Below are 20,450 nucleotides of genomic sequence, written 5' to 3'. Positions count from 1 at the left end.
GCCGCGGCGCTGGATTTCCGCCATGCCAAGGTGGCACAGTCGGGCATTGGCGGGTTGCCGCCTCGCATACGGAATAGTCCACCTTGGTCCAGTCGATCCTGTTCTTCGCACTCGGCTTCCTCTGCGCCGTCTTTCTGGTGTCGCTGATTGCGCCGGCCGTCTGGCGGCGGGCCGTCGTCCTGACGCGCAGGCGCCTCGAGGCCTCGATGCCGCTGACGCCTGCCGAGATCCTGGCCGAGAAGGACCGGGTCCGCGCCGAGTTCGCCATGAACACGCGCCGGCTCGAGATGAACATCAAGAGCCTCAAGGAGAAGGTGGCCGAGCAACTGGTCGAGATCGGCCGCGGCAGTGAAGCCCTGAAGGGATTGGCGGTAGAGACGAAGGACAAGAACCAGGCGCTTTCCGATCTGCAGGCCAAGAACGCGGAGCTCAGGCAGCGCGAGGAAGAACTGCACAAGCTGTCGGAAAAGCTGGCGCAGACGGAGCGCTCCCTGGAGAAGCGCGCGCTGGAGCTGCAAAAGCTGGAGCAGATGTATGACGACGCCAGCTTCTCTTCCTCGAACCGCCAGATCGAACTCGTGGCCCGCGAATCGGAGCTGGACAAGCTCGCCAACGACATTGCGGTGCTGCGCAGCCAGCGCAAGGAAGCGGACCGGCGCAATCAGGAACTCGCCGCGGAAAGCAAAGCCGCCAGAGACACGCTCAAGGCGGAGAAGAAGCGAGCAACCGAGCTGGACAAGAAGGTCGAGCGACTGCTCGCGACCCTTGCCGATCGCGAGGAAAAGCTCGACAGACGCGAGAAGGAGCTTGCCCGGATGCGTGAACGCCCAAGCCAGGTTCACGCCGCAAACGGCGGAGCGCGCCAGGCCGACGAAGGCGGTGGCATCGACAAGGCCATCGCCAAGCTCGAAGGCGATCGCGAGCGGCTGGAGGCGAGGCTGACGGCGCTTGCGCGGGAAAACAAGCGGCTCAAGACCGATCTTGCCGTACTCGAAACGGCAAAGCCCGAACAGGCGGGCGATGCACGGCGCGCCGGTGCGGCGCTTCGCGACCAAATGAACGAGCTGGCGGCCGAGGTCGTCAATCTGACGATGAGGCTGGACGGGCCGGATTCGCCGATCGCCAAGGCCCTGGCGACCCCTCGCGACGGGCGGCAAGATATCGGCGAGCGCGGCACCAGCCTCGCGGACCGCGTAAGGGCCCTGCAGAAGGCCAACTCCACCAACTGATCCGAGTGCGGGCAGTCAGCCATGCGGCGCGGGCGGCTATCGGTTTGAGAAGTGATGCAGGGCGATGGCCGAGGCGGCTGCAACGTTCAGGCTGTCGAAACCCTCCGCCATGTCGATCCGTACGGTCCGCAAACGGTTGAGCAGGGCTTCGGGCAGGCCTTCGCCTTCCGTGCCGAGATAGAGCGCCAGCCGAGACGTTCTTTCCGCGGCGCGGATGTCGGTCTCGCCGCGCGGCGAGAGCGCGAGTTGGCTGAAGCCCAGCCGGTCAAGCGTTGCGGTCAAGCTTGGGGTGTCGCCGAAGGAGCCGAAGGGAACATTCAACACCGCGCCGACCGAAACACGGATCGCCTTGCGGTAAAGCGGATCGCAGCAGGTGGAATCCAGAAGCACGGCGTCGGCGCCAAAGGCCGCGGCGTTGCGGAAGATCGAGCCCATATTGTCGTGATTGGATATGCCGACCAGAACCACGACCAGCGCGCTTGCGGGCAAGGTTTCGAGAAGCGCCTCCGCCGGTCGAGGAGAGCCCCGAACGCCGATCGCCAATACGCCGCGATGCATGTGGAAGCCGGCGATCCCGTCCATGACTTCGCCGCCGGCGACATAGACGGGGAAGTCGGCCGGCGCCTTTCGCAAGACGCCTTCGAGGCCCGCCAGCCTGTTTTCCAGAATGAGAGCCGATTCCGCGGCGAAGCGTGCGTTCGACAACAGAAGATCCAGCACCACCTTGCCTTCCGCGACGAAGCGCCCGTGGCGGCCGACGAGATCGCGCTCGCGGATGTCGAGATAGCCGGCGACACGCGGATCTTGCGGGTCGTCGATGGGAATGAGCTTCATAGAAAATCTCGCTGGCGAACGATCGTCAGCGAGGTAGGGGCTTTGGAGAGCGCGGGTCAAGTCCCGGCGCGGCGCATCCTGTAGGCCATTTGGGACAGGTCGCCGTCGCCGAAAATGCCTTCCAGCATGCGAAGTAGCTCGCGCACCGCGTCGGACTTGCAGGAATAGTAGATCATCTGGCGATCGCGACGCGTCTCGACGATATCGAGCGCTCTCAGCTTGGCCAGATGCTGCGACAGAGCGGACTGGCTCAACTGAACTTTCTCGGCGATGGCACCGACCGACATTTCGCCGTCGATCAGATAACTGACGATCAGCAGCCGCTTTTCATTGCCCATGAGCGTCAGAAACGCGGCAGCCGATTCGGCGTTGGCGACTAGCTTGCTCGAGATCATAGATCCCCCATGTTTTCTGGCTCATCCAGCTGCCATGGGGGCAATGGCGGCTGATTTCCACGATGTTCAGGTCAGGAGGCGCCGCTGAATCAGCGCTGCAACAAAAGGTAGATCATTTTATCTAAATCTCAAGAGTTGCTTTCGATCTGGGACGATTAACTTTCGCTACTGTGCCTGGCCGGTGGCGCCTCCGGTCTTTGCCATCTCGACGAGCACGGACCGCAACTCGCGGGCAGCGCCCAAAGGCCGCGGGAAGAAGACCCTGCAGGTGGCGTCCGCAGAAGCCAGATCCATGCCGTCCGGATCGAAGCCTGTGGCGATCCAGCCATCGCCCTCTGCCCGGCCGAAATGGCGCGCATAGATGCCAAGCGCATCGCGATGGTCGGCGTTCATGTGGTCCAGCGCCGACTGTTCGCTGGCCGCCAGCTCCTCGACGACCGGCCCGACCGTGATCAGGTCGGCGCGATCCAGAAGATAGGCTTTGCCGAAGCCGCCGTTCAGACTGGCGCGCTCGGGCTCGAGCCGGAATATCGAGAAGTCGCCAAGCCCGGCATAGAGCTTCGCCTTCGGATTGCGGTTGAGATAGCGCCGTTCGGCGCGGCCGTGATCGGCCGATCCGCGCTCCAACCGCAGCGCCTGGCATACAAGCGTGATGCGCGGATGGGCGAGCGGATCGCCCTTGCCGGGTTCGCCGACGAGCAGCGAGCAGCGCGGGTCGGCCAGAATGGCGCCGGTATGGGCGGACAGCATCGAGACCAGGATCAGCGGCGCGCCGCCTATATCGGTCGCCACGCCGACCCGGCTTGCCAGCGGCACGCCGGTGCCGGGCTCGATCACCGCCAGCGCGCCGAAGCGGGCCGAGCGGACCAGCGTCTTCGCCAGCCTGACGGCCTCGGCGTCGGTCTCGCGAATGACATCCTTCCTGGTCTCGGTCAAAGCGCTCACCGCGATATGTTGATTTCTGTTCTCCGGTTTATTGGCCAAACAGGCCGGACCTGACAAGGGTTTCGATTTCACTTTCGTCGATGCCGAAGCGTGCCAGCACATCCGAAGGCTGGCGGTCGGCGACCGTCGGCGCCGCGGCAAGCGTCGGCGTGGCCTTCGAGAAGCGCGGCGCCGGCGCCGGGCGTTCGAGCTCGTCCGATTTCACAAAGCTTTGCCGGGCACGGCTCTGCGGATGGTTCCTGGCCTCGGTCAGCGACAGGACGGGAGCGACGCAGGCATCGGTCGGGCCAAAGACGTCGGCCCACTCGTCGCGCGTCTTCTCTCTGATCCTCGCGGCGATCACGGCACGCATCGCCGGCCACAACGTCCTGTCATATTGGCCGGGGACAAAACGCCGGTCGAGCGGCAACAGCCTGGCAAACTCGGCAAAGAACCGCGGCTCGAGGCAGCCGATGGCGACATGCCGTCCGTCCGCGGTCTCGTAAGCATCGTAGAAAGGCGCCCCGGAATCGAGCAGGTTCTCGCCGCGCCGGTCGCTCCAGAGGCCTGCCGCGATGAAGGCGTGGACGGTAGCCGCGAGCATCGATGCGCCCTCGACCATCGCGGCATCGATCACCTGACCTTCGCCGGTGCGCGAGCGCTGGAAGAGGGCGGCCAGCACGCCGGCAATCAGCATCATTGCGCCGCCGCCCTGGTCGGCGATGAGGTTGAGCGGTGGCACGGGCGGCGCTCCTTGCCGGCCAATGGCGTGCAGCAGGCCGGCATAGGCGAGATAGGTGATGTCATGGCCGGCGCTGCGCGACAGCGGTCCGTCCTGGCCGAAACCTGTGAGGCGGCCATAGATCAGCGCCGGATTGCGTTCGAGCACGATTTCGGGTCCGAGGCCCAGCCGCTCCATCACGCCGGGGCGAAAGCCCTCGATGAGGACGTCGGCCTTTTCCGCAAGACGCAGCAGAAGCTCCGGGCCCTCGGGGCGTTTCAGGTCGAGCCTGAGGATGGAGCGGCCATGGCGGTCGAGGTCGCAGGCGTCCGGCAAGGACAGAAGCGGCTCCCTGGCGTCCGCCCGCTCGATGCGCAGGACGTCAGCACCCATTTCCGACAGCATCAGGGCTGCGAGCGGCACCGGGCCGATGCCCGCCATCTCGATCACCCTGAGGCCAGCCAACGGCCCCGTGTTGTCGGCGGCTGTCAGCGGCGTGATCATTCCCTTTATTTGGGCGCCATGCGGATCGCGCCGTCGAGGCGGATGGTCTCGCCGTTCAGCATCTGGTTCTCGATGATGTGGAGCGCGAGCGCGGCATATTCCGAGGGTTCGCCGAGGCGGGGCGGGAAGGGCACCGAAGCGCCGAGTGAATCCTGAACCTCCTGCGGCATGCCGGCCATCATCGGCGTCTTGAAGATGCCTGGGGCGATGGTGCAGACGCGGATGCCAGAGCGGGCGAGATCGCGCGCCACCGGCAGCGTCATGCCGACGACGCCGCCCTTGGACGCCGAATAGGCGGCCTGGCCGATCTGGCCGTCATAGGCCGCGACCGATGCCGTGTTGACGATGACGCCGCGCTCGCCGCCGGAGAGCGGGTCGAGTTTCGCCGCCCGGTCGGCGACGAGGCGGATCATGTTGAAGGTGCCGATCAGGTTGATTTCGATCACCTTGCGGTACTGGTCCAGCGGGTGCGGACCATCCTTGCCGATCGTCTTCACGCCGATGGCTATGCCGGCGCAATTGACCAGGATGCGCGGCTCGCCGAGCTTTGCCGCTACTTCGGCGACCGCCACGCTGCCACTGTCGGCGCTGCTGACGTCGCATTGAACCGCGATGCCGCCAATGTCGGCCGCAACCTTGGCCGCGCGATCGATGCCGACATCGAGTATCGCGACGCTGGCGCCCTTGGCGGCAAGGGCACGCGCCGTCGCTTCGCCAAGGCCGGAGCCGCCTCCGGTGACGATCGCGATCTGGCCATTCGGATTCATGCCGGCGTCCTCCCAGGATTTCGGGTCATGCTACGAAGCGCGCTGCCGCGGCGCAACTTGGATGACCGGATCGATCGAGGACTGCGGATTGGCCGAAGCACGGACCACGGCCTGGGCCAGGTCGGCAACCCGCGCCGTATCCGCATGGCAGACCTCGCCGACGAACCGGGCCACCGCGCCCGGCTTGATTTCGTGATGGAGGAGCCTGTCGAGATCGACGGGGCGCGGCATCGTGACCTGGCCACGCGGGAAGCGCTTGAAGCCGAGCGGCCCGTAGTAGGGCTCGTCACCGACCAGCATGACGGCCGGCGCGCCGGCCTTTGCCGCGGCTTCGAGCGCGATCGCGACCAGCCGGCGGCCGATGCCGAGATTCTTGAAGGCAGGCCGTACGGCGAGCGGACCTAACATCATGGCGCGGCCGGCACCTGCAGCGACGCGCGTCATGCGCACGGAAGCGATCACCGCATCGTCCTTGACCGCGACAAAGGACATCAAGCGATCATGTCCGCCGGATTCGCGGATCTTGTAGGCGGCAAGCACGAAACGGCCGGGCCCGAAGGCCTCGTCGTTGATGGCTTCGATTTCAGGATCGTGCGCCGGGGTTTCCGGCAGGTATTTCACGTCGGCAAGGCTCATGGTCTTTGCGTTCCGGTATGCGAGGAGAGGTTTGCTGCAAGCGGCAGCATTCGCCAGTCAGCGCTTCAAGCGCGGGCGCCCTCTCGTCGTCGGTCGAACCGGATCGTGGCAAAGTCGAACATGGGCGCCTCCGCTAGCATCAATTCTTCCCGGCTGCAATCGGCGCTTTTCACCTTTCCTTCCGCCGCTTGACGATCTGGTTCGTCGTTTGACGAACTGTTCAGCGCCTGAGGGCTTCGACATTCCGGCCAAACGCCTAAATGTCTGTTGGACGCGCAGGGAGATTTCGCATGGGATTGCTGATTGAAGGCAGATGGCAGCACCGGCCAGTTGCTGCCGATAGCGGCGGCAGGTTCGTGCGGGCCGAAGCGCAATGGCGCGACTGGGTGACGCGCGACGGCGTGCCGGCTAAAGGCCGTAAGCGCGGTTTCAAGGCGGAGCCTGGCCGCTATCACCTTTACGTCTCGCTCGCTTGCCCATGGGCGCACCGGACGCTGATTTTTCGCGCTCTGAAAAAGCTGGAAGGAATCATCTCCGTCTCGGTGGTGTACCATTTCATGGGTGAGAGCGGCTGGACCTTCAGAGCCGAGGACGGCGCCACGGGCGACACGCTCTACGGCCTCGATTTCCTGCACCAGATCTATGCCAAGGCCGATCCCGCCTATTCGGGCCGGGTGTCAGTACCGGTGCTGTGGGACAAAAAGCAGGAGACCATCGTCAACAACGAGTCTTCCGAGATCATCCGGATGCTCAATTCCGCCTTCGACGAATGGGGCGATGCGAGCCTCGACTTCTATCCGCCGGCGCTGCGGGCGGAGATCGACAAGATCAACGCGCTGGTCTATCCGGCAATCAACAATGGCGTCTACCGCACCGGCTTCGCCACCACGCAAGAAGCCTATGAGGAGGCGTTCGGCGAATTGTTCTCGGCGCTCGACGCGGTGGAAGAACGGCTGTCGAGACAGCGCTACCTGGTCGACGAGCGCATCACGGAGGCCGACTGGCGGCTGTTCACCACGCTGGTGCGTTTCGATCCGGTCTATGTCGGCCACTTCAAATGCAATCTGCGCCGCATCGCCGACTATCCGAACCTGTCGAACTATCTGCGCGATCTCTATCAGGTGCCCGGCGTCTCAGGAACGGTCAACCTGCACCACATCAAGGCGCATTACTACGGCAGCCACAAATCGATCAATCCGACGGGCATTATCCCGGTGGGACCAGAACTCGACTATGCGGCACCGCACGATCGCGGCCGGTTCAGGAAGGCGGCTTGACTCACCAGTAGGGGGAGGCCTGTTCGCCACCGAAAATTTCGGCAATCCGTCGTCGCGTCGCCGGCGTCGCATCTTCCGGCAAACGGTCGAGTGGGAAGAACGCTGCCTCGGCGATCTCGTGGTCCGGCAGCTTCGGCGCCGTCTGGCTGAAGGCCTCGATCAAATAGAGGCCGACATGGTCGCGGCGGCTGGCGCGGCGGTTGAAGTGCATCGATTTCAGCACCGGTGGAGCAGTCAGCGCGATGTTGCCTTCCTCGGCCAGTTCGCGCGCCAGCGCCTCGACGAGCGTCTCGCCCACCTCGACGCCGCCGCCCGGCAATTGCCAGCCCGGCACATAGGTGTGGCGGATGAGGAATACGGAGTTGGAGGCGCGGTCGTAGACAAGGCCTCGCACGCCAAGCGTCATCGGACGCCGCAGCAGGAAGTAGAGATGGAATAGTCTTGCCCGCAGTCCCGCCCAGCCGGTCTGGCGGAACGCCTGTTCCGGATCGCCGGCGCCGGTCATCCGCGAAACCGCAGCCGAACAGCAAACGGTGAGTAGAAAGCCCGAACGGGGTCGCTTAAGAAGGAGCTATGTTCAGGCTCGCGCATATTTCCGATGTCCATCTGGGGCCGCTGCCCGATGTAACCTATCGCGATCTCGCCTCCAAGCGCGTGCTGGGCTACGTCAACTGGCAGCGCAACCGCCGCCGGCATATGCATGACGCCGTCATCGACACGATCGTCGCCGATATCAAGGCCAACGCGCCCGACCACCTCGCCGTCACCGGCGATCTCGTCAACCTGGCGCTCGACGGCGAGATCGAGATGGCGAAGCACTGGCTGGAGACGCTTGGCTCTCCCGACGATGTGTCCGTGGTGCCGGGCAATCATGATGCCTATGTGCCGGGCGCTTTCGACAAGGTCTGCCGGTCGTGGGCGCTGTGGATGACGGGCGACGGCGTCAACAGCCCGGTCGACCGCAATTCCTTTCCCTATTTGCGCGTGCGCGGCAACGTTGCGCTGATCGGCGTGACGACGGCGCGGGCCACGGCGCCCTTCATGGCCAACGGCTTCTTCATGGAGGGCCAGGCGGAGCGGCTTGGCAAGATCCTCCACGCCACAGCCCAACAAGAGCTGTTTCGCGCCATCATGATCCATCATCCGCCGGTGCGCGGCGCGGTTTCGCAGCACAAGCGGCTGTTCGGCATCGCGCGCTTCAACAAGGTCATTCGCCGGGATGGCGCGGAGCTTGTCCTGCACGGTCATTCGCACCTGCCGTCGCTGTTCACCATCGGTCCGCGCGGCGCCAAGGTGCCGGTGGTCGGCGTTGCCGCTGCCGGCCAGGCGCCGGGCGGCAAGAATCCGGCCGCTCAGTACAATCTATTCGAGATAGACGGGGAAAAAGGCAGTTGGAGCATCCGCCTGACACGGCGCGGCCTGACCGGTCCGGCACTGCCGCCGTCAGACCTGCAAGTGATCGAGCTGGGCGCCGACACAGCGGCGGGCCGTGAACTCGTCAGAAGCTGAACTCGTCAGAGCAGTTCATCGTCTCGCGGGAACATCGAACTGCTCCAACTATTTGTTTTTACGCAATTCCGGAGGAAACCCGCTGCGCACTTTTCCTGGAATTGCTCTAGAAGCTGATCTTCATCTGGGCGATGCGATCCCAGAACAGCACGAGCGATATCGCAAGGCCCACCAGGGCGCCGGCGGCGATCAAGCCAAGCCCGGCGAAGAAGGTCGTCCAGCCGTTGCGGCGCGTTGCGGATTGCAAAGGCGGCTCGGCTTCCTGGACCTCGGCGCGATGCAGGCCAGGCGCGGCGCTCTCGACCGCGCCTTCCATCATCCGCTGCCGCTCGACGACACGCTCGGCCACGTATCGCGTCACGGCATCGGCGACGGGCTTCATGTCGGTCGATTCGGCCAGCGTCACGCGGCCGATGCGCGTGTCCTTGAGGAAACGGAAGGTGCGGCGATCCCGTCCCATGGCGACATGGCTGACGGCATCGATCCACAGCCGCGGCTGCAGGCCGGAGGAGACGGCGAAGTCGAAATTGTCGATGTCGGTGGGAACACCGGCAAAGACGGGCGCGAGCTCCGCGGCCAGCAGCTCGAGCCGCATGCGGTGCGCCTCGCGCATGTCGACCACCACATCGTCGCGGTCGGCGAACGCGTTCTTGACGTCGCGGATCGCGTCCGCGAGCTTTCGCGACGGCTCGATCGGGGTGATTTTGTCGCCTGCATCCTTCATGGCGGCTGCCTCGCTGTTGGTAAATAGCGAGTTAACACAGTCGCCGGCAAAATGCACTGCGAGATGGGGCTCAGCTCGCCGCCGCGTCGAATACGGGCCGCTGGCTTCTGCTGCGGCGACGGGTGTTGTGGCGCACGGCCTCTGCAACCAGGCCGGGCGCCTCCTCGACCAGCATGTGGCCGGCCGCGAGCACGTGGTGCAGGTGGAAATGCGGCGGCAAGCCTTCGGCCTGGGAGACGGGCAGGACGGGATCGTCCGTTCCCCAAACCACCATTACCGGCATGCTCAAGGTTTCCAGCCGTTCGCTCGGGATGACGCCTTGCCGGTCATCCTCGGTCATCAAGGCCGCCGTGTCGACAAGGGTCAGCAAACTGGCCCGGCCGTTCACGCATGCGGAAAAGCGCCTCCACCACATGTTCAGGAGGCACGCTCCCCGACCCCGACATGGCGGTAAGACAAACGCGGATCTCGTTCCTATCGTCCGCGGCGGCATAGCGGCGCAGCAGCGAACCGTTGATCTCGGGACCGAAGCCGCCGGGCGCCAGCAAGGTCAGCGAGGCAACTCTTTCAGGGTCGGCGAGCGCCATCAATGTCGCGATCGCGCCGCCCATGGAATGGCCAACAAGGTGAACCTTGCCCAGCCGGCGGGCGGCCAGATCCGCGAGGATGGCCCGTGCCGCCTGCTTGGCGCCTGCCGTTCCCCGGTACTCCAGGGAGTGTCCGTGACCGGGCAGATCGTAGGCCAATGCCCTTACACCGGGCACCAATTCCGCAATCACGTCGCGCCAGATCGAATGGCAAGCGCCGAAGCCGTGCAGGAAGATGATCGTCTTCGGGCCAGCACCGCTTTCGGCGACATGAAGGGATGGGAGCATCAAGATTATTGGCTGCGAGGCAGGACGAGCGGCAATTCAAGATTGTGGCTGAATTGCTCCCCGGGCGGCTCGATAGCCAGTAAAATTTTCGCGACCGGGATTGTATGCCCAACCGAATGCGGAAGCATGCCCTAATACTTGTTGAATTTCGGTCCCATGCTTGGCTGAGCGGAGCCGGCACGGCAAACAGCGCGCCGGCACATGGGCGCGATGGCTTAGCTCGGGTTGCCGATTCCCGCGGAGCGCAAGGATTGCACCAGCCGATCGGTGAGATCGGCGGGATACTTCCTGTCGACGAAGACCGCGCGCGGATTGGCTGCGAATTTCGGGAATTCGGCTATCAGTTCGTTCGCCAACTCGCTCGCGAGCTTGTCGCGGCCTGAAATCTTGGCACCGATCAGGCGCGCGGCCAAGTAATGCGATTTTGACGCGGTGGTCCTCAGCGACTCGCTGGCAATCGCGGCCTTCTTGGTATCGCCTTGCATGAAGGCTCCGACAAACAGGCCATAGTCCCACCAGGTCGGGTGGCCGCTGAAAGCTTCGACTGCATGGCCCAGGATAGGCGTTCCTTCCTGGTATCGGCCGGCGAAGATCAGGCCGTAGCCATAGGCGGCGGCCATGCCGAGATCGTAAGGGTTGAGCTCATAAGCCTTGCGCATCCAGCGGATCGCTTCGTCCGTATTGCCGAGACGCGAGTTGAGATAGCCATAGGCGCGATGCGCGTGCGGGCTCATCGGTCCCATCTGGATGGCGCGGTGCGCGAACGACATGGCCTGCTCGACCGTTGCGACGGCCGGATAGGCGTAGTGGTTGTTGACGGCTTCCAGATGCAGCGAAGCCAGTTCCGAGTAGACGAGCGATGATTTGGTGCCTTCGCTGACCAGCTTCTCCAGACAGCGATACGCAGCTTCGTGCGTCTTGGCGCTCTGGTCGAGATAGTAGCGGTCGTCGAGCACCAGACATCCGATCTGGCTGGTCCGGATGTCGCTCTGATCGATATAGCTGTAGATCGCGCCCGAAGCGGGGACGGTCGAGGTCAGGAGATTGGCGATGTTGCTTTCGATCGCGCCAGGCGCGCTTTCGGCCGATGTCAGATTGCGTGACAGGAGAACCCGCCCCGTCGCGACGTTCTGCAATTCGATCATGACGTCGCCAGTAGCTGGGCCGGGAATAACATCGAAAACGAAGGCGATCGGATCGGCGGAACCGTCGCGCGACGCGTCGGCGTCGCGCCCGATGAAGTCTATGGTATCGAAGCCGGCGAGACCGGCGCGAAGCGAGGAGGCAACACGTGCTGCCTCAGGTCCGCCGGCCTTGATGGCTACGTAGATCAAAGGCAAGCTGTCGAATGGTTGGCGAGCGACGCTGCTCGTCGCGCCTGCCGTTTCGACCGGCGCTGCCGCGTCGTCACCGTGGAGAAAGGCATCGCCCTGGCGGATAACGAGGACACCCAGCATGGCGATGACCAGAACCATGGCGGCCCAGAAGAACCGCAATTGGCGCGTCAGCGACGAGGCGGATCCAGGCGGTGCCGGGGTCGTCATCAGCGGCACGGCATCGGCGGGTGAGGGGGTCTCGAAATGCTTGGAAGACCGAGCGACCTGTCCGGCATCTGCAGGCTTGGCTTCGGCGGGGAGCCGGATGGCATTCGGCTCGTAGGAAGGCACATAGCCGCCGCGCGGAATGGCGATGCGCACCGGCTCGGCAATGCCCTCGTTGGCGAAATAGTGATCCAGAAGCTCGCGCAACCGCCCCGCCTGGACCCTAACGACGGCGTCGGTCGATGCGTCGAAATCGCCGTCCTTGCCGAAGACATCCATGGCGATGGATACACCCTTCAGCCGGTCGGCTTCGCCGGCCTGCTCGCGCTCGACCAGATAGCGTAGCAGTCTGCGCGCACGTTCGGAGCGTCCGAACGTTTCGCTGGCAAGCAGTCGCTCCAATGTCTCGCGCACTGCGGGGGCGGCAGGCGGGGCAGGCTCCAAGTGTCGGACCTTTCAAAGTCGGCACAGGTTAGGGCGTGATAATATAGCGCTCACGCCGCGGCACAAGAATGCTTCTGTTATGCGATCGCGTAAGCCACCGCAAATTTCCCTGCCGGTTAATGAATGGCAGGGAAATCGTGCGCGTTTTTAAAGCACGGCGCGTCCGCTGAACGCGCCGCCAAAGGTCGAGGGTCAGCCGGCCCTGCGGCCGAGGATGCGGTTGGCGGCCGAGACCACGGCCTCCAGCGAGGCGGCGACGATGTTGGTGTTTATGCCTGCGCCGAACAGCTTGCCGCCTGGATGTTCCATCTCGACATAGGAGATGGCCGAGGCATTCGAGCCGCGCTGCAAGGAGTGTTCGGAATAGTCGAGCACCGACATCTCGACGCCGACATGGCGCGAAAGCGCATCGACAAAGCCGTCGATCGGGCCAGTGCCGGAACCGGTGATGGTCACTTCTTTGCCGTTGTCGCGGATCTCCGCCTCGACCACGCGACGGCCCTTCACCTCGGTGTCCGGATAGGTGCGATGGTCGAGGAATTTTAGCCGCGCGCCAGGCTGGTCGACATAGGCTTCGAGAAAGCGCTCGTGGATGCGCTTGGCCGGCACTTCCTTGCCCTCGGCGTCGGTGATCGTCTGGATGTCCTGGCTGAACTCGATCTGCAGGTTGCGCGGCAGGTTGAGGCCGTAATCGGCCTGCAGCACATAGGCGATGCCGCCCTTGCCGGACTGCGAGTTGATGCGGATGATCGCCTCATAGGTGCGGCCGACATCGGCGGGGTCGATCGGCAGATAGGGCACTTCCCAGAGCGGCGTGTTGGCCTTGCGCAGCGCCTTCATGCCCTTGTTGATGGCATCCTGGTGCGAGCCGGAGAAAGCGGTGTAGACCAGTTCGCCGACGTAAGGATGGCGCTCCGGGATCTTCAGCTGGTTCGAGTATTCGTAGACATCCTTCATCCGGTTGATGTCGGAACAGTCCAGCCCGGGATCGACCCCTTGCGTGTACATGTTCAGCGCCAAGGTGACGATGTCGACATTGCCGGTGCGCTCGCCATTGCCGAACAGCGTGCCCTCGACGCGGTCGGCGCCGGCCATCAGGCCGAGCTCGGTGGTGGCGATGCCGGTGCCGCGGTCGTTGTGGGGATGCAGCGAGACGATCAGCTTGTCGCGATTGTCGAGATTGCGGCACATCCACTCGATGCGGTCGGCATAGACGTTGGGCGTCGACATCTCGACCGTCGACGGCAGGTTAATGATCAGCTTGTTGTTGTCCGTCGGCTTTACGATTTCGGTGACGGCGTTGCAGATCTCCAGCGCAACCTCCAGCTCGGTGCCGGTAAAGCTCTCCGGCGAGTATTCGAAACGGAAGCCGCCGCCGGCCTTGGCGGCCATGTCGGTGATCATCTTGGCGGCGTCGGTGGCGATGCGCTTGATGCCGGCGACGTCTTTCTCGAAGACGACGCGGCGCTGCAGCTCACTGGTCGAGTTGTAGAAATGCACGATCGGGCGATGCGCGCCCTTGAGCGCTTCGAAGGTCCGCGTGATCAGTTCGGGCCGGCACTGCACCAGCACCTGCAACGAGACATCGCTCGGCACGCCGCCTTCCTCGATGCACCAGCGGGCAAAGTCGAAGTCGGTCTGCGAGGCCGACGGAAAGCCGATCTCGATCTCCTTGAAGCCCATGTCGATGAGCAGCCCGAACATGCGCGCCTTGCGCTCGTGGCCCATCGGGTCGATCAGGGCCTGGTTACCGTCGCGCAGGTCGACCGAGCACCAGATCGGCGCCTTGTCGATCACCTTCGATGGCCAGGTACGATCGGCGAGGTTGACGGTCGGGTAGGGCTGATATTTGCGGGCTGCGTCCGGCATCTGCCCGGGCCCTTGCGCGCCCGTTTCGGCCTCGCCGGCGCGGATTGCTTCTCTTCTGTTCATTGTCGTTTCTCCCGGCGGCTCGTGAGACCGCCCTCAGGCGGATTGGTGCCGAGCGGCGCCTTTACCAAAGTTTCGTTCGCTTGATGTGACTTGCCATTTCTGGCCAAGGAGCATGCGCCTCGAGCGGGCGGTTTTCGACCGCCGGGCGCTCCTTCAGCGAACCCGGCGATCGCCGATAAGGCCGAGAAGAAGCAGGGTCGAAGCGAGCGCGCGCACGGTCTCGCCGGCAAAGCCGGAGCGAGGAGAAGCGACGGAGCGGGTGCGCGTGGTCATGCCGGCTCTCTTACAGGAGCGGGCATCTGGAGGCAAGTGCCGGCCCGACCGCGCGAGGCCCAGGCTCTTCCCCGCATCAGGCAAATGCGTCACACTCGCTTCCGGAGGACCTGATCCCAGGGGGAGGCCGTGCATGAATTTCGTGTTCTTCTCGCCGCATTTTCCAGCCAACGGCGCCGATTTCTGCGACCGGCTGAAGAAGGCCGGCGCCACCGTGCTCGGCATCGGCGATGCGCCCTATGAGACGCTGAGCGGCAAGCTCAAGGCTGCGCTGACGGAATATTATCGCGTCGCGGACATGGAAGACTACGATGCCGTGTTCCGGGCGATGGGGCATTTCATCCACAAATGGGGCCGCATCGACCGCTTCGAGTCCTTGAACGAGCACTGGCTGGAACTCGAAGCCAACATCCGCACCGACTTCAACATCTTCGGCACCAAGCTCGATTTCGTGAAGAATCTGAAGCGCAAGAGCCGCATGCGCGCCTTCTTCCGCAAGAGCGGCGTCGAGACCATTCCGCAACGGAAATGCTCGGACCGCGCCGGCGCCATGACCTTCATCCGCCGCGTCGGCTACCCGGTGGTGGTGAAGCCGGACTCGGGCTCCGGCGCCTCGAACACGTTCAAGATCTCCAACGCGAAGGAGCTCGACCAGTTCTTCAGGGACAAGCCAGAAGGCGTCACCTTCGTCATGGAGCAGTTCATCGAGGGGCTGGTGGTGACCTTCGACGGGCTGGTCAACCGTGACGGCGAGGTGGTGCTGGCGGCGAGCCACCGCTACGACCAGAGCGTCATGGAAGTGGTCAACCGCGATCGCCACATGAGCTACACCTGCTTCCCCGAGATCGCGCCGGCGGTCGAGGAGGCGGGACGCAAGATCCTGAAAGCGTTCGACGTGCGGGAACGCTTCTTCCACATCGAACTGTTCGAGACCAGGGACAAGCGCATCATCGCGCTCGAGGTCAACATGCGCCCGCCCGGCGCCTGGATGACGGACGCGATCAACTACACCTTCGACATAGACGTCTATGCCGAATGGGCAAACATGGTGGTGAAGGATGCGGCCGGCGGCCCCTACAAAGGCGAGTATTTCACCGCCTATGCCAGCCGCAAACGGCACCTCGACTATGTGCACAGCCATGAGGACGTGCTAGCCGCGCACGGCGACAAGATCGTCCACCACCAGGCCATCGAAGAGGTTTTCAGCCGCGCCATGGGGAACTACGCCTACCAGATGCGCTCGAAGGACCCGAAGGCGCTGCGCCATGCGGTCGACTATATCCACGCGGAAAAGGCGTGAGCCGATGGACGTTTCCTATCACAGCGGCCATGCCCGCAACCTCGGCCGCGACATGGAATACAAGCGCTACGGCCATGCCGGGCGGCCGGTGGTGGTGTTCCCGACCTCGCAGGGGCGCTTCTATCAGTTTGAGGATTCGGGCGGCGTCGCAGCACTTGCCGAATTTATCGACACCGGCCGCATCCAGCTGTTCACGCTCGACGGCATCGATTCGGAATCCTTCTTCGACAAGCATGGCGACCCTACTCATCGCATCGCCCGTCACGAGGCCTATTTCCGCTATGTGCGGGAAGAGGCGCTGCCGGAACTGCAGGCGGTCGCTACCAAGGCCAATGGCGGGCGCACTCTCAAGCCGCTGTTCTGCGGCTGCTCGATGGGCGGCTATCACTCATCGAACTTCGTCTTCCGCTTTCCGGAACTGGCGAGCGGCGTGATCTCGCTCTCCGGCGTCTATTCCACCCGCGACTTCTTCGGCCGGGCGCTCGACGGCAGCATCTTCTTCAACTCGCCGCTCGACTACCTGCCGGGTATCGTCGATCAGAAACTGCTTGGCCGGCTGAGGGCGCTCAGGCTGATCTTCTGCTGCGGACAGGGCGCCTGGGAAGAGCGCATGCTTGTGGAAACGCGCGAACTGGAGCAGGTGCTGCGTGACAAATCCATCCAGGCCTGGGTCGACTATTGGGGCGGCGACGTCAGCCATGACTGGCCGTGGTGGCACAAGCAGCTCGTCTATTTCTTCGGCCGCTGGCTGGACGACGACCTGATGCACCGGATCGATTGATGGCCACGCCCGATCCGATCCGCCGCTTTGTCGAAGCCACCAATGCCGGCGACACCGGGGCCTTTCTCGAAACCTTCACCGCCGATGCCTTGCTCACCGACTGGGGCCGCTCGTTCCGCGGACGCGAGGGGATCGCGCGCTGGAACCAGTCTGACAATATCGGCGTGCAGTCCCACCTCGACATCGTCACCATCGCGCAGTCGGACGGTGCCTGGCATGTGCGCATCAAGGTGGCCGGCAACGGCTTCAAAGGCGAAGGCGACATGACCTTCACGCTCGAGGGCGACCTGATCGCGAGCCTGACCATCGCCTGAAATCCGTTCCGTCAGTTCATCGGTTGGCGGCCAGTTTTCAAAAATATGACTTACATTGTCATCTTTTTGTGGAAAGGCCGCCGGCGCTGTGGCATGCCCGCCTGACGATGGCGTCGGCCCTGATGGCCGTATCGCCTCAACCCTTGTCGAAAGGCCTGGCGATGGTTCAGCTCAGCGCGCAAACCCATATCCGCAACGACGCCATCCGGGCGGTCATGGACAGGCTGCGCGCCGAGCACTGTGACTGCGAGGTCGATAGCGCGACCACGGATCAGTGGCAGCTCCGCATGCATTACGGCTCCCTCCACGCCACACTCGAAGATGGCGGCGCACTGATCCGGGTCGCGGCGCAAGACGAGACCTGCCTGTCTTACATGAAGATGATCGTCGCGGGTCATATCGCCGGGCAGCTAGGGACCACTGGCGGCCTGCGCTGGCAAGGCGACGGCAAGGATGCCGGCACGCCCGTCTTCTTCCGCGAGATTACCGTGCAATCCACGACACGGCTGTCGCCGCATATGCAGCGCGTCCGCTTCTCCGGTCGCGACCTCGGCCGCTTCGCCCATGGCGGGCTGCACGTACGACTATTGCTGCCCCCTGCTGGACGGCAGCCGGTGTGGCCCTCGATGGGCGCCGACGGAATGATCGTGTGGCCGTCGGGCGAGGACACGCTCACCGTCCGCGTCTACACGATCCGCGCGCTCAATGTCGCCGGCGGCTGGCTCGACGTCGACTTCGTGCTGCATCCCGGCACCGAAACGCCGGCCGCGGCTTTCGCGCAGAATGCGCGGGCGGGCAACGTGATCGGCATGATCGGCCCCGGCGGCGGTGGCGTGCCGGAGGCGCAAGACCTGCTTCTGGTCGGCGACGATACCGCGCTCCCCGCCATCGGCAGGATCCTGGAGGAGCTTGCGCCATCGACCCGCGCCGAGGCCTTGATCGAGGTCGATGGTCCGGAGGACCGGATCGCGCTGACGGCGGGCGATAACATCGCCGTCCGGTGGCTCTACCGGCGCGGCCGCGATGCCGGCAGCGCAGGTCTGCTGGCGGCGGCGCTTCGCCAGCGCGACCACACGGCCGACGATCTCTATGTCTGGGCCGGATGCGAATTCGCCGATTTTCGCGAGATCCGCAGGATCGTGCGCAAGGAATGGGGCCTGCCGCGCGACGGACATCTGGTCACCGCCTATTGGCGCCGGGGCGCGCAAGGCGAGGACGGGAACGGCGAGGAATAGACAATCCACGAATGTGGATTTGTGCTCGCCGCCCGTTTCTCAACTACCAGCGAGGCCTCAGAAGCGATAGCGCAGGCTGCCGAACAGCGAGCGACCTTCGTCGCGGTAGCAATAGCCGGCCGAGCAGATGGTCTGCCGGTTGTCGAACAGGTTCTTGGCGTTGACCTGCAGCTTGACCCCTTCGAGCTTCGGATTGCGGTAGCCGAAATCATAGGACACAGAGGCGTCGACGAAGGCGCGCGCATCGTTCTTGAAGGTGTTGGTGTCGTCGCCATAGCTGGCGCCGGCAAAGCGCACGCCGGCGCCGAGCCCGAGCCCCTCCAGCGTGCCGTTTTCGAACTGGTAGTGGCCCCAGAGCGACAGGATGTGGTTCGGCGTCGCCGACAGTTCCTTGCCGGCGGTGCCTTCGGCGCCGCGTTCGATCTTCACGCGCAGATAGGTGTAGGAGGCGATGACGCTGAAGCCGTTGTCGAGCGAGGCATTGGCTTCCAATTCGACGCCGCGCGAGGTGAGATCGAGCTGACGCTGCTTGTTGATGCCGGTCGAGGCGTCGAAGACGACGCCGTCCTTCTGGTCGATGTCGAACAACGCGGCGCTGACGGTCGCGTTGTAATCCGGGACCTCGTATTTGACGCCGACCTCCTTCTGCGTCGCAATCGTCGGGCGGGCGACGCGGCCGACAGCGCTGGCGACATCGTCATAGACGACGCCGATGTTGGGCGAGAACGAAGTCGAATAGTTGACATAGGGGATGATGCCCCATTCGGTCCGGTAGGAGAGGCCGAGCCGGCCGGAGAAGGCACTGTCCTTCTGCTTCGACTGGCTGAAATCGGCCGCGGTCGAGGTGGTGTCGACCCAATCATAGCGGCCGCTGGTGAACAGCGTGAAATCGTTCCACTCCATCTGGTCGTGCAGATAGACCCCGAGCTGGTTCATCTGCTGGCCGCCGGAATAGGGAACGGGTGCTGACTTGATGTCTTCGACCGAGACATAGGAAAGCCCGCTACCGGCATCGTAATCCGACCAGGCATAGTCGATGCCGCCGACCGCGGTGTGCCGCACAGGGCCGGTGTCGAATTCGAGCTGCGCCATGTTGTCGACGACGAAGTTCTTCATCTTCTCGGTATAGTGGCCCCAGTAGCGCTGCAGCGGCTGGTCGGCGCCGACCGAATAGTGGCCGCTATATTCGATGTCGCTGTCGACGGCGTCGTAGCGCAGGTTCTGGCGGACGGTCAGCCAATCGTTGACGCGGTGCTCGAATTCGTAGCCGATGCGGCCCTGATCCTGGCTGAAATCGTTCCAGGCCGGGTCGCCTTCATAGACGTTCGACAGCACGCCATAGGCCGAGTTGTAGAAGGCCGCGGCGCCGCCGGTGACGGACTTCGAATATTCGCCGAGGATGGTGAGCTTGGTGTCCTCGTCCGGCTTGAAAGTGACGGCCGGCGCCAGATAGAGCTTGTCGTCGGGATAGGCCGGCAGATCGGTTTCGCTCAGTCGCCCGAGGCTGGTCAAGCGGTAGAGGACGCTGTCGTCGTCATTCACAGGTCCGGAGGCATCCAGGGCCGCCTGGAAGCGGTTGTGCTCGCCGGCCAGCAATTCGATCTCGTGGAACGGCTCGTCCTTGGGCCGCTTGGTGACGACGTTGACGATGCCGCCTGGGCCGCTGATCCCGTAAAGCGAGGATGCCGGGCCCTTCAGGATGGTGACGCCCTCGATGCCGTAAGGCTCGGTCTTGAACCAGGCCGAAGGCCCGTTGTACTGGCGCAGCCCGTCGCGGAACATGCCGTTGTAGAAGGCCTGGAAGCCGCGCAGGAAGAAGGCGTCGTAGCGGGTGTCGAAGCCGAAGCTGTTGGGATTGGCGCTCGCCGTATAGCCCAGCGCATCGTTCAGCGTGCGCGGCTTCTGGTCCTCGATCTGCTTCTGCGTCACGACCGAGACGGCCTGCGGAATCTTGACGATCGGCGTGTCGACCTTGGTGCCGACACGATCCTTCTTGGCGACATAGCCGTCCTGAACCAGGATCTCGTTGCTTTCGGCGGTCACCTCGATCTTGCCGAGCACGGTGGCGTCTTCGCTCTCCTGCGCAATCGCCGGCCAGGCCTGGCCGAGCAAGGCCGTGCCCGCCAGCAATGACATTGTCTGGTGCCATCCCTTTGGGCGCCATGTCTTGGGCCGCTCGCGCATAAACTCGTCTCCAATTCTCATGTTTGATTGCGCTCCCGCGCTCTCAAATAT

At 64.0% G+C, this 20,450-nt stretch carries 18 protein-coding genes and 1 pseudogene; 7 read left to right on the top strand and 12 right to left on the bottom strand.

From position 1 onward, the window contains the following. Positions 1-83 precede the first annotated feature (83 nt). The gene (locus tag AU465_RS26520) at positions 84-1,229 is read left to right on the top strand and encodes a coiled-coil domain-containing protein (protein WP_192254802.1); all 1,146 of its coding nucleotides are present in this window, start codon (positions 84-86) and stop codon (positions 1,227-1,229) included. A 36-nt stretch (positions 1,230-1,265) separates the two neighbouring features. On the opposite strand, the gene AU465_RS26515 is transcribed toward AU465_RS26520, so the two are convergent. The 6 genes from AU465_RS26515 to AU465_RS26490 all read right to left on the bottom strand — a co-directional run bounded on the left by AU465_RS26515 (position 1,266) and on the right by AU465_RS26490 (position 6,010). Next, on the bottom strand, positions 1,266-2,063 hold the full coding sequence (locus AU465_RS26515; RefSeq protein WP_192254800.1) for a TrmH family RNA methyltransferase: 798 nt from the start codon (positions 2,061-2,063) through the stop codon (positions 1,266-1,268). 56 nt (positions 2,064-2,119) lie between these two features. Beyond that, positions 2,120-2,458 carry an ArsR/SmtB family transcription factor gene (locus AU465_RS26510; protein WP_192254798.1) on the bottom strand — a complete coding sequence of 113 codons (339 nt, stop codon included), beginning with the start codon at positions 2,456-2,458 and terminating at the stop codon, positions 2,120-2,122. Between the two features lie 165 nt (positions 2,459-2,623). Then, positions 2,624-3,394 (bottom strand): HugZ family pyridoxamine 5'-phosphate oxidase, encoded by a 771-nt coding sequence (locus tag AU465_RS26505; RefSeq protein ID WP_246506440.1) that lies wholly within the window; start codon positions 3,392-3,394, stop codon positions 2,624-2,626. A gap of 37 nt (positions 3,395-3,431) precedes the next feature. Next, positions 3,432-4,607, bottom strand: coding sequence for a CaiB/BaiF CoA transferase family protein (locus tag AU465_RS26500; RefSeq protein ID WP_192254794.1), 1,176 nt, complete (start codon positions 4,605-4,607; stop codon positions 3,432-3,434). A 5-nt stretch (positions 4,608-4,612) separates the two neighbouring features. Beyond that, on the bottom strand, positions 4,613-5,374 hold the full coding sequence (locus AU465_RS26495) for a 3-hydroxyacyl-CoA dehydrogenase (RefSeq protein WP_192254792.1): 762 nt from the start codon (positions 5,372-5,374) through the stop codon (positions 4,613-4,615). Positions 5,375-5,404: 30 nt separating this feature from the next. Next, positions 5,405-6,010 carry a GNAT family N-acetyltransferase gene (locus tag AU465_RS26490; protein WP_192254790.1) on the bottom strand — a complete coding sequence of 202 codons (606 nt, stop codon included), beginning with the start codon at positions 6,008-6,010 and terminating at the stop codon, positions 5,405-5,407. 290 nt (positions 6,011-6,300) lie between these two features. On the opposite strand from AU465_RS26490, the gene AU465_RS26485 reads away from it, so the two are divergent. Beyond that, the gene (locus AU465_RS26485) at positions 6,301-7,287 is read left to right on the top strand and encodes a glutathione S-transferase family protein (RefSeq protein ID WP_192254788.1); all 987 of its coding nucleotides are present in this window, start codon (positions 6,301-6,303) and stop codon (positions 7,285-7,287) included. A 1-nt stretch (position 7,288) separates the two neighbouring features. On the opposite strand, the gene AU465_RS26480 is transcribed toward AU465_RS26485, so the two are convergent. Continuing rightward, complete coding sequence (locus tag AU465_RS26480) at positions 7,289-7,792, bottom strand: NUDIX domain-containing protein (RefSeq protein ID WP_192254786.1); 504 nt, start codon at positions 7,790-7,792, stop codon at positions 7,289-7,291. A 68-nt stretch (positions 7,793-7,860) separates the two neighbouring features. Between AU465_RS26480 and AU465_RS26475 the strand changes: the two genes are divergently transcribed. Continuing rightward, positions 7,861-8,796: a metallophosphoesterase family protein gene (locus AU465_RS26475; protein WP_192254784.1), complete on the top strand. Its 936-nt coding sequence runs from the start codon at positions 7,861-7,863 to the stop codon at positions 8,794-8,796. A gap of 106 nt (positions 8,797-8,902) precedes the next feature. Here AU465_RS26475 and AU465_RS26470 read toward each other — a convergent pair whose 3' ends face one another. From AU465_RS26470 to leuA, 4 genes and pseudogenes are all read right to left on the bottom strand, one after another. Next, the gene (locus AU465_RS26470; RefSeq protein WP_192254782.1) at positions 8,903-9,520 is read right to left on the bottom strand and encodes a hypothetical protein; all 618 of its coding nucleotides are present in this window, start codon (positions 9,518-9,520) and stop codon (positions 8,903-8,905) included. 70 nt (positions 9,521-9,590) lie between these two features. Next, a pseudogene (locus AU465_RS26465) lies at positions 9,591-10,395 on the bottom strand (alpha/beta fold hydrolase). A gap of 215 nt (positions 10,396-10,610) precedes the next feature. Then, a complete protein-coding gene (locus AU465_RS26460; RefSeq protein WP_192254780.1) occupies positions 10,611-12,380 on the bottom strand; it encodes a tetratricopeptide repeat protein in 1,770 nt (589 codons plus the stop codon). 192 nt (positions 12,381-12,572) lie between these two features. Beyond that, the gene (gene leuA / locus AU465_RS26455; protein WP_376774904.1) at positions 12,573-14,312 is read right to left on the bottom strand and encodes a 2-isopropylmalate synthase; all 1,740 of its coding nucleotides are present in this window, start codon (positions 14,310-14,312) and stop codon (positions 12,573-12,575) included. Positions 14,313-14,718: 406 nt separating this feature from the next. On the opposite strand from leuA, the gene AU465_RS26450 reads away from it, so the two are divergent. The 4 genes from AU465_RS26450 to AU465_RS26435 all read left to right on the top strand — a co-directional run bounded on the left by AU465_RS26450 (position 14,719) and on the right by AU465_RS26435 (position 18,215). Beyond that, positions 14,719-15,885: an ATP-grasp domain-containing protein gene (locus AU465_RS26450; RefSeq protein WP_192254777.1), complete on the top strand. Its 1,167-nt coding sequence runs from the start codon at positions 14,719-14,721 to the stop codon at positions 15,883-15,885. 4 nt (positions 15,886-15,889) lie between these two features. Beyond that, complete coding sequence (locus tag AU465_RS26445) at positions 15,890-16,666, top strand: esterase family protein (RefSeq protein WP_192254776.1); 777 nt, start codon at positions 15,890-15,892, stop codon at positions 16,664-16,666. Continuing rightward, entirely contained in the window at positions 16,666-16,980 is a 315-nt protein-coding gene (locus tag AU465_RS26440) for a nuclear transport factor 2 family protein (protein WP_192254774.1), read from the top strand. The genes AU465_RS26445 and AU465_RS26440 overlap by 1 nt, the downstream gene beginning before the upstream one ends. Before the next feature lie 122 nt (positions 16,981-17,102). Next, complete coding sequence (locus AU465_RS26435) at positions 17,103-18,215, top strand: siderophore-interacting protein (RefSeq protein ID WP_246506438.1); 1,113 nt, start codon at positions 17,103-17,105, stop codon at positions 18,213-18,215. Positions 18,216-18,272: 57 nt separating this feature from the next. Here the strand turns inward: AU465_RS26435 and AU465_RS26430 are convergent, their stop codons facing one another. Further along, the gene (locus tag AU465_RS26430; protein ID WP_246506435.1) at positions 18,273-20,351 is read right to left on the bottom strand and encodes a TonB-dependent siderophore receptor; all 2,079 of its coding nucleotides are present in this window, start codon (positions 20,349-20,351) and stop codon (positions 18,273-18,275) included. Positions 20,352-20,450 lie beyond the last annotated feature (99 nt).

It is taken from the genome of Mesorhizobium silamurunense (assembly GCF_014843905.1).
Taxonomy (GTDB): Bacteria; Pseudomonadota; Alphaproteobacteria; order Rhizobiales; family Rhizobiaceae; genus Mesorhizobium; species Mesorhizobium silamurunense.
The sequence above is the reverse complement of the archived record's forward strand: the minus strand, read 5'-3'. Positions and strand labels throughout refer to the sequence as shown.

Bases quoted from the DNA above. Each gene is read 5' to 3' on its own strand.
- AU465_RS26435 (WP_246506438.1), top strand. From the start codon at position 17,103: ATGGCCGTATCGCCTCAACCCTTGTCGAAAGGCCTGGCGATGGTTCAG.
- AU465_RS26475 (WP_192254784.1), top strand. From the start codon at position 7,861: ATGTTCAGGCTCGCGCATATTTCCGATGTCCATCTGGGGCCGCTGCCC.
- leuA (WP_376774904.1), bottom strand. From the start codon at position 14,312: ATGAACAGAAGAGAAGCAATCCGCGCCGGCGAGGCCGAAACGGGCGCG.
- AU465_RS26450 (WP_192254777.1), top strand. From the start codon at position 14,719: ATGAATTTCGTGTTCTTCTCGCCGCATTTTCCAGCCAACGGCGCCGAT.
- AU465_RS26495 (WP_192254792.1), bottom strand. From the start codon at position 5,374: ATGAATCCGAATGGCCAGATCGCGATCGTCACCGGAGGCGGCTCCGGC.
- AU465_RS26445 (WP_192254776.1), top strand. From the start codon at position 15,890: ATGGACGTTTCCTATCACAGCGGCCATGCCCGCAACCTCGGCCGCGAC.
- AU465_RS26490 (WP_192254790.1), bottom strand. From the start codon at position 6,010: ATGAGCCTTGCCGACGTGAAATACCTGCCGGAAACCCCGGCGCACGAT.
- AU465_RS26485 (WP_192254788.1), top strand. From the start codon at position 6,301: ATGGGATTGCTGATTGAAGGCAGATGGCAGCACCGGCCAGTTGCTGCC.
- AU465_RS26500 (WP_192254794.1), bottom strand. From the start codon at position 4,607: ATGATCACGCCGCTGACAGCCGCCGACAACACGGGGCCGTTGGCTGGC.
- AU465_RS26510 (WP_192254798.1), bottom strand. From the start codon at position 2,458: ATGATCTCGAGCAAGCTAGTCGCCAACGCCGAATCGGCTGCCGCGTTT.
- AU465_RS26440 (WP_192254774.1), top strand. From the start codon at position 16,666: ATGGCCACGCCCGATCCGATCCGCCGCTTTGTCGAAGCCACCAATGCC.
- AU465_RS26515 (WP_192254800.1), bottom strand. From the start codon at position 2,063: ATGAAGCTCATTCCCATCGACGACCCGCAAGATCCGCGTGTCGCCGGC.
- AU465_RS26430 (WP_246506435.1), bottom strand. From the start codon at position 20,351: ATGTCATTGCTGGCGGGCACGGCCTTGCTCGGCCAGGCCTGGCCGGCG.
- AU465_RS26470 (WP_192254782.1), bottom strand. From the start codon at position 9,520: ATGAAGGATGCAGGCGACAAAATCACCCCGATCGAGCCGTCGCGAAAG.
- AU465_RS26480 (WP_192254786.1), bottom strand. From the start codon at position 7,792: ATGACCGGCGCCGGCGATCCGGAACAGGCGTTCCGCCAGACCGGCTGG.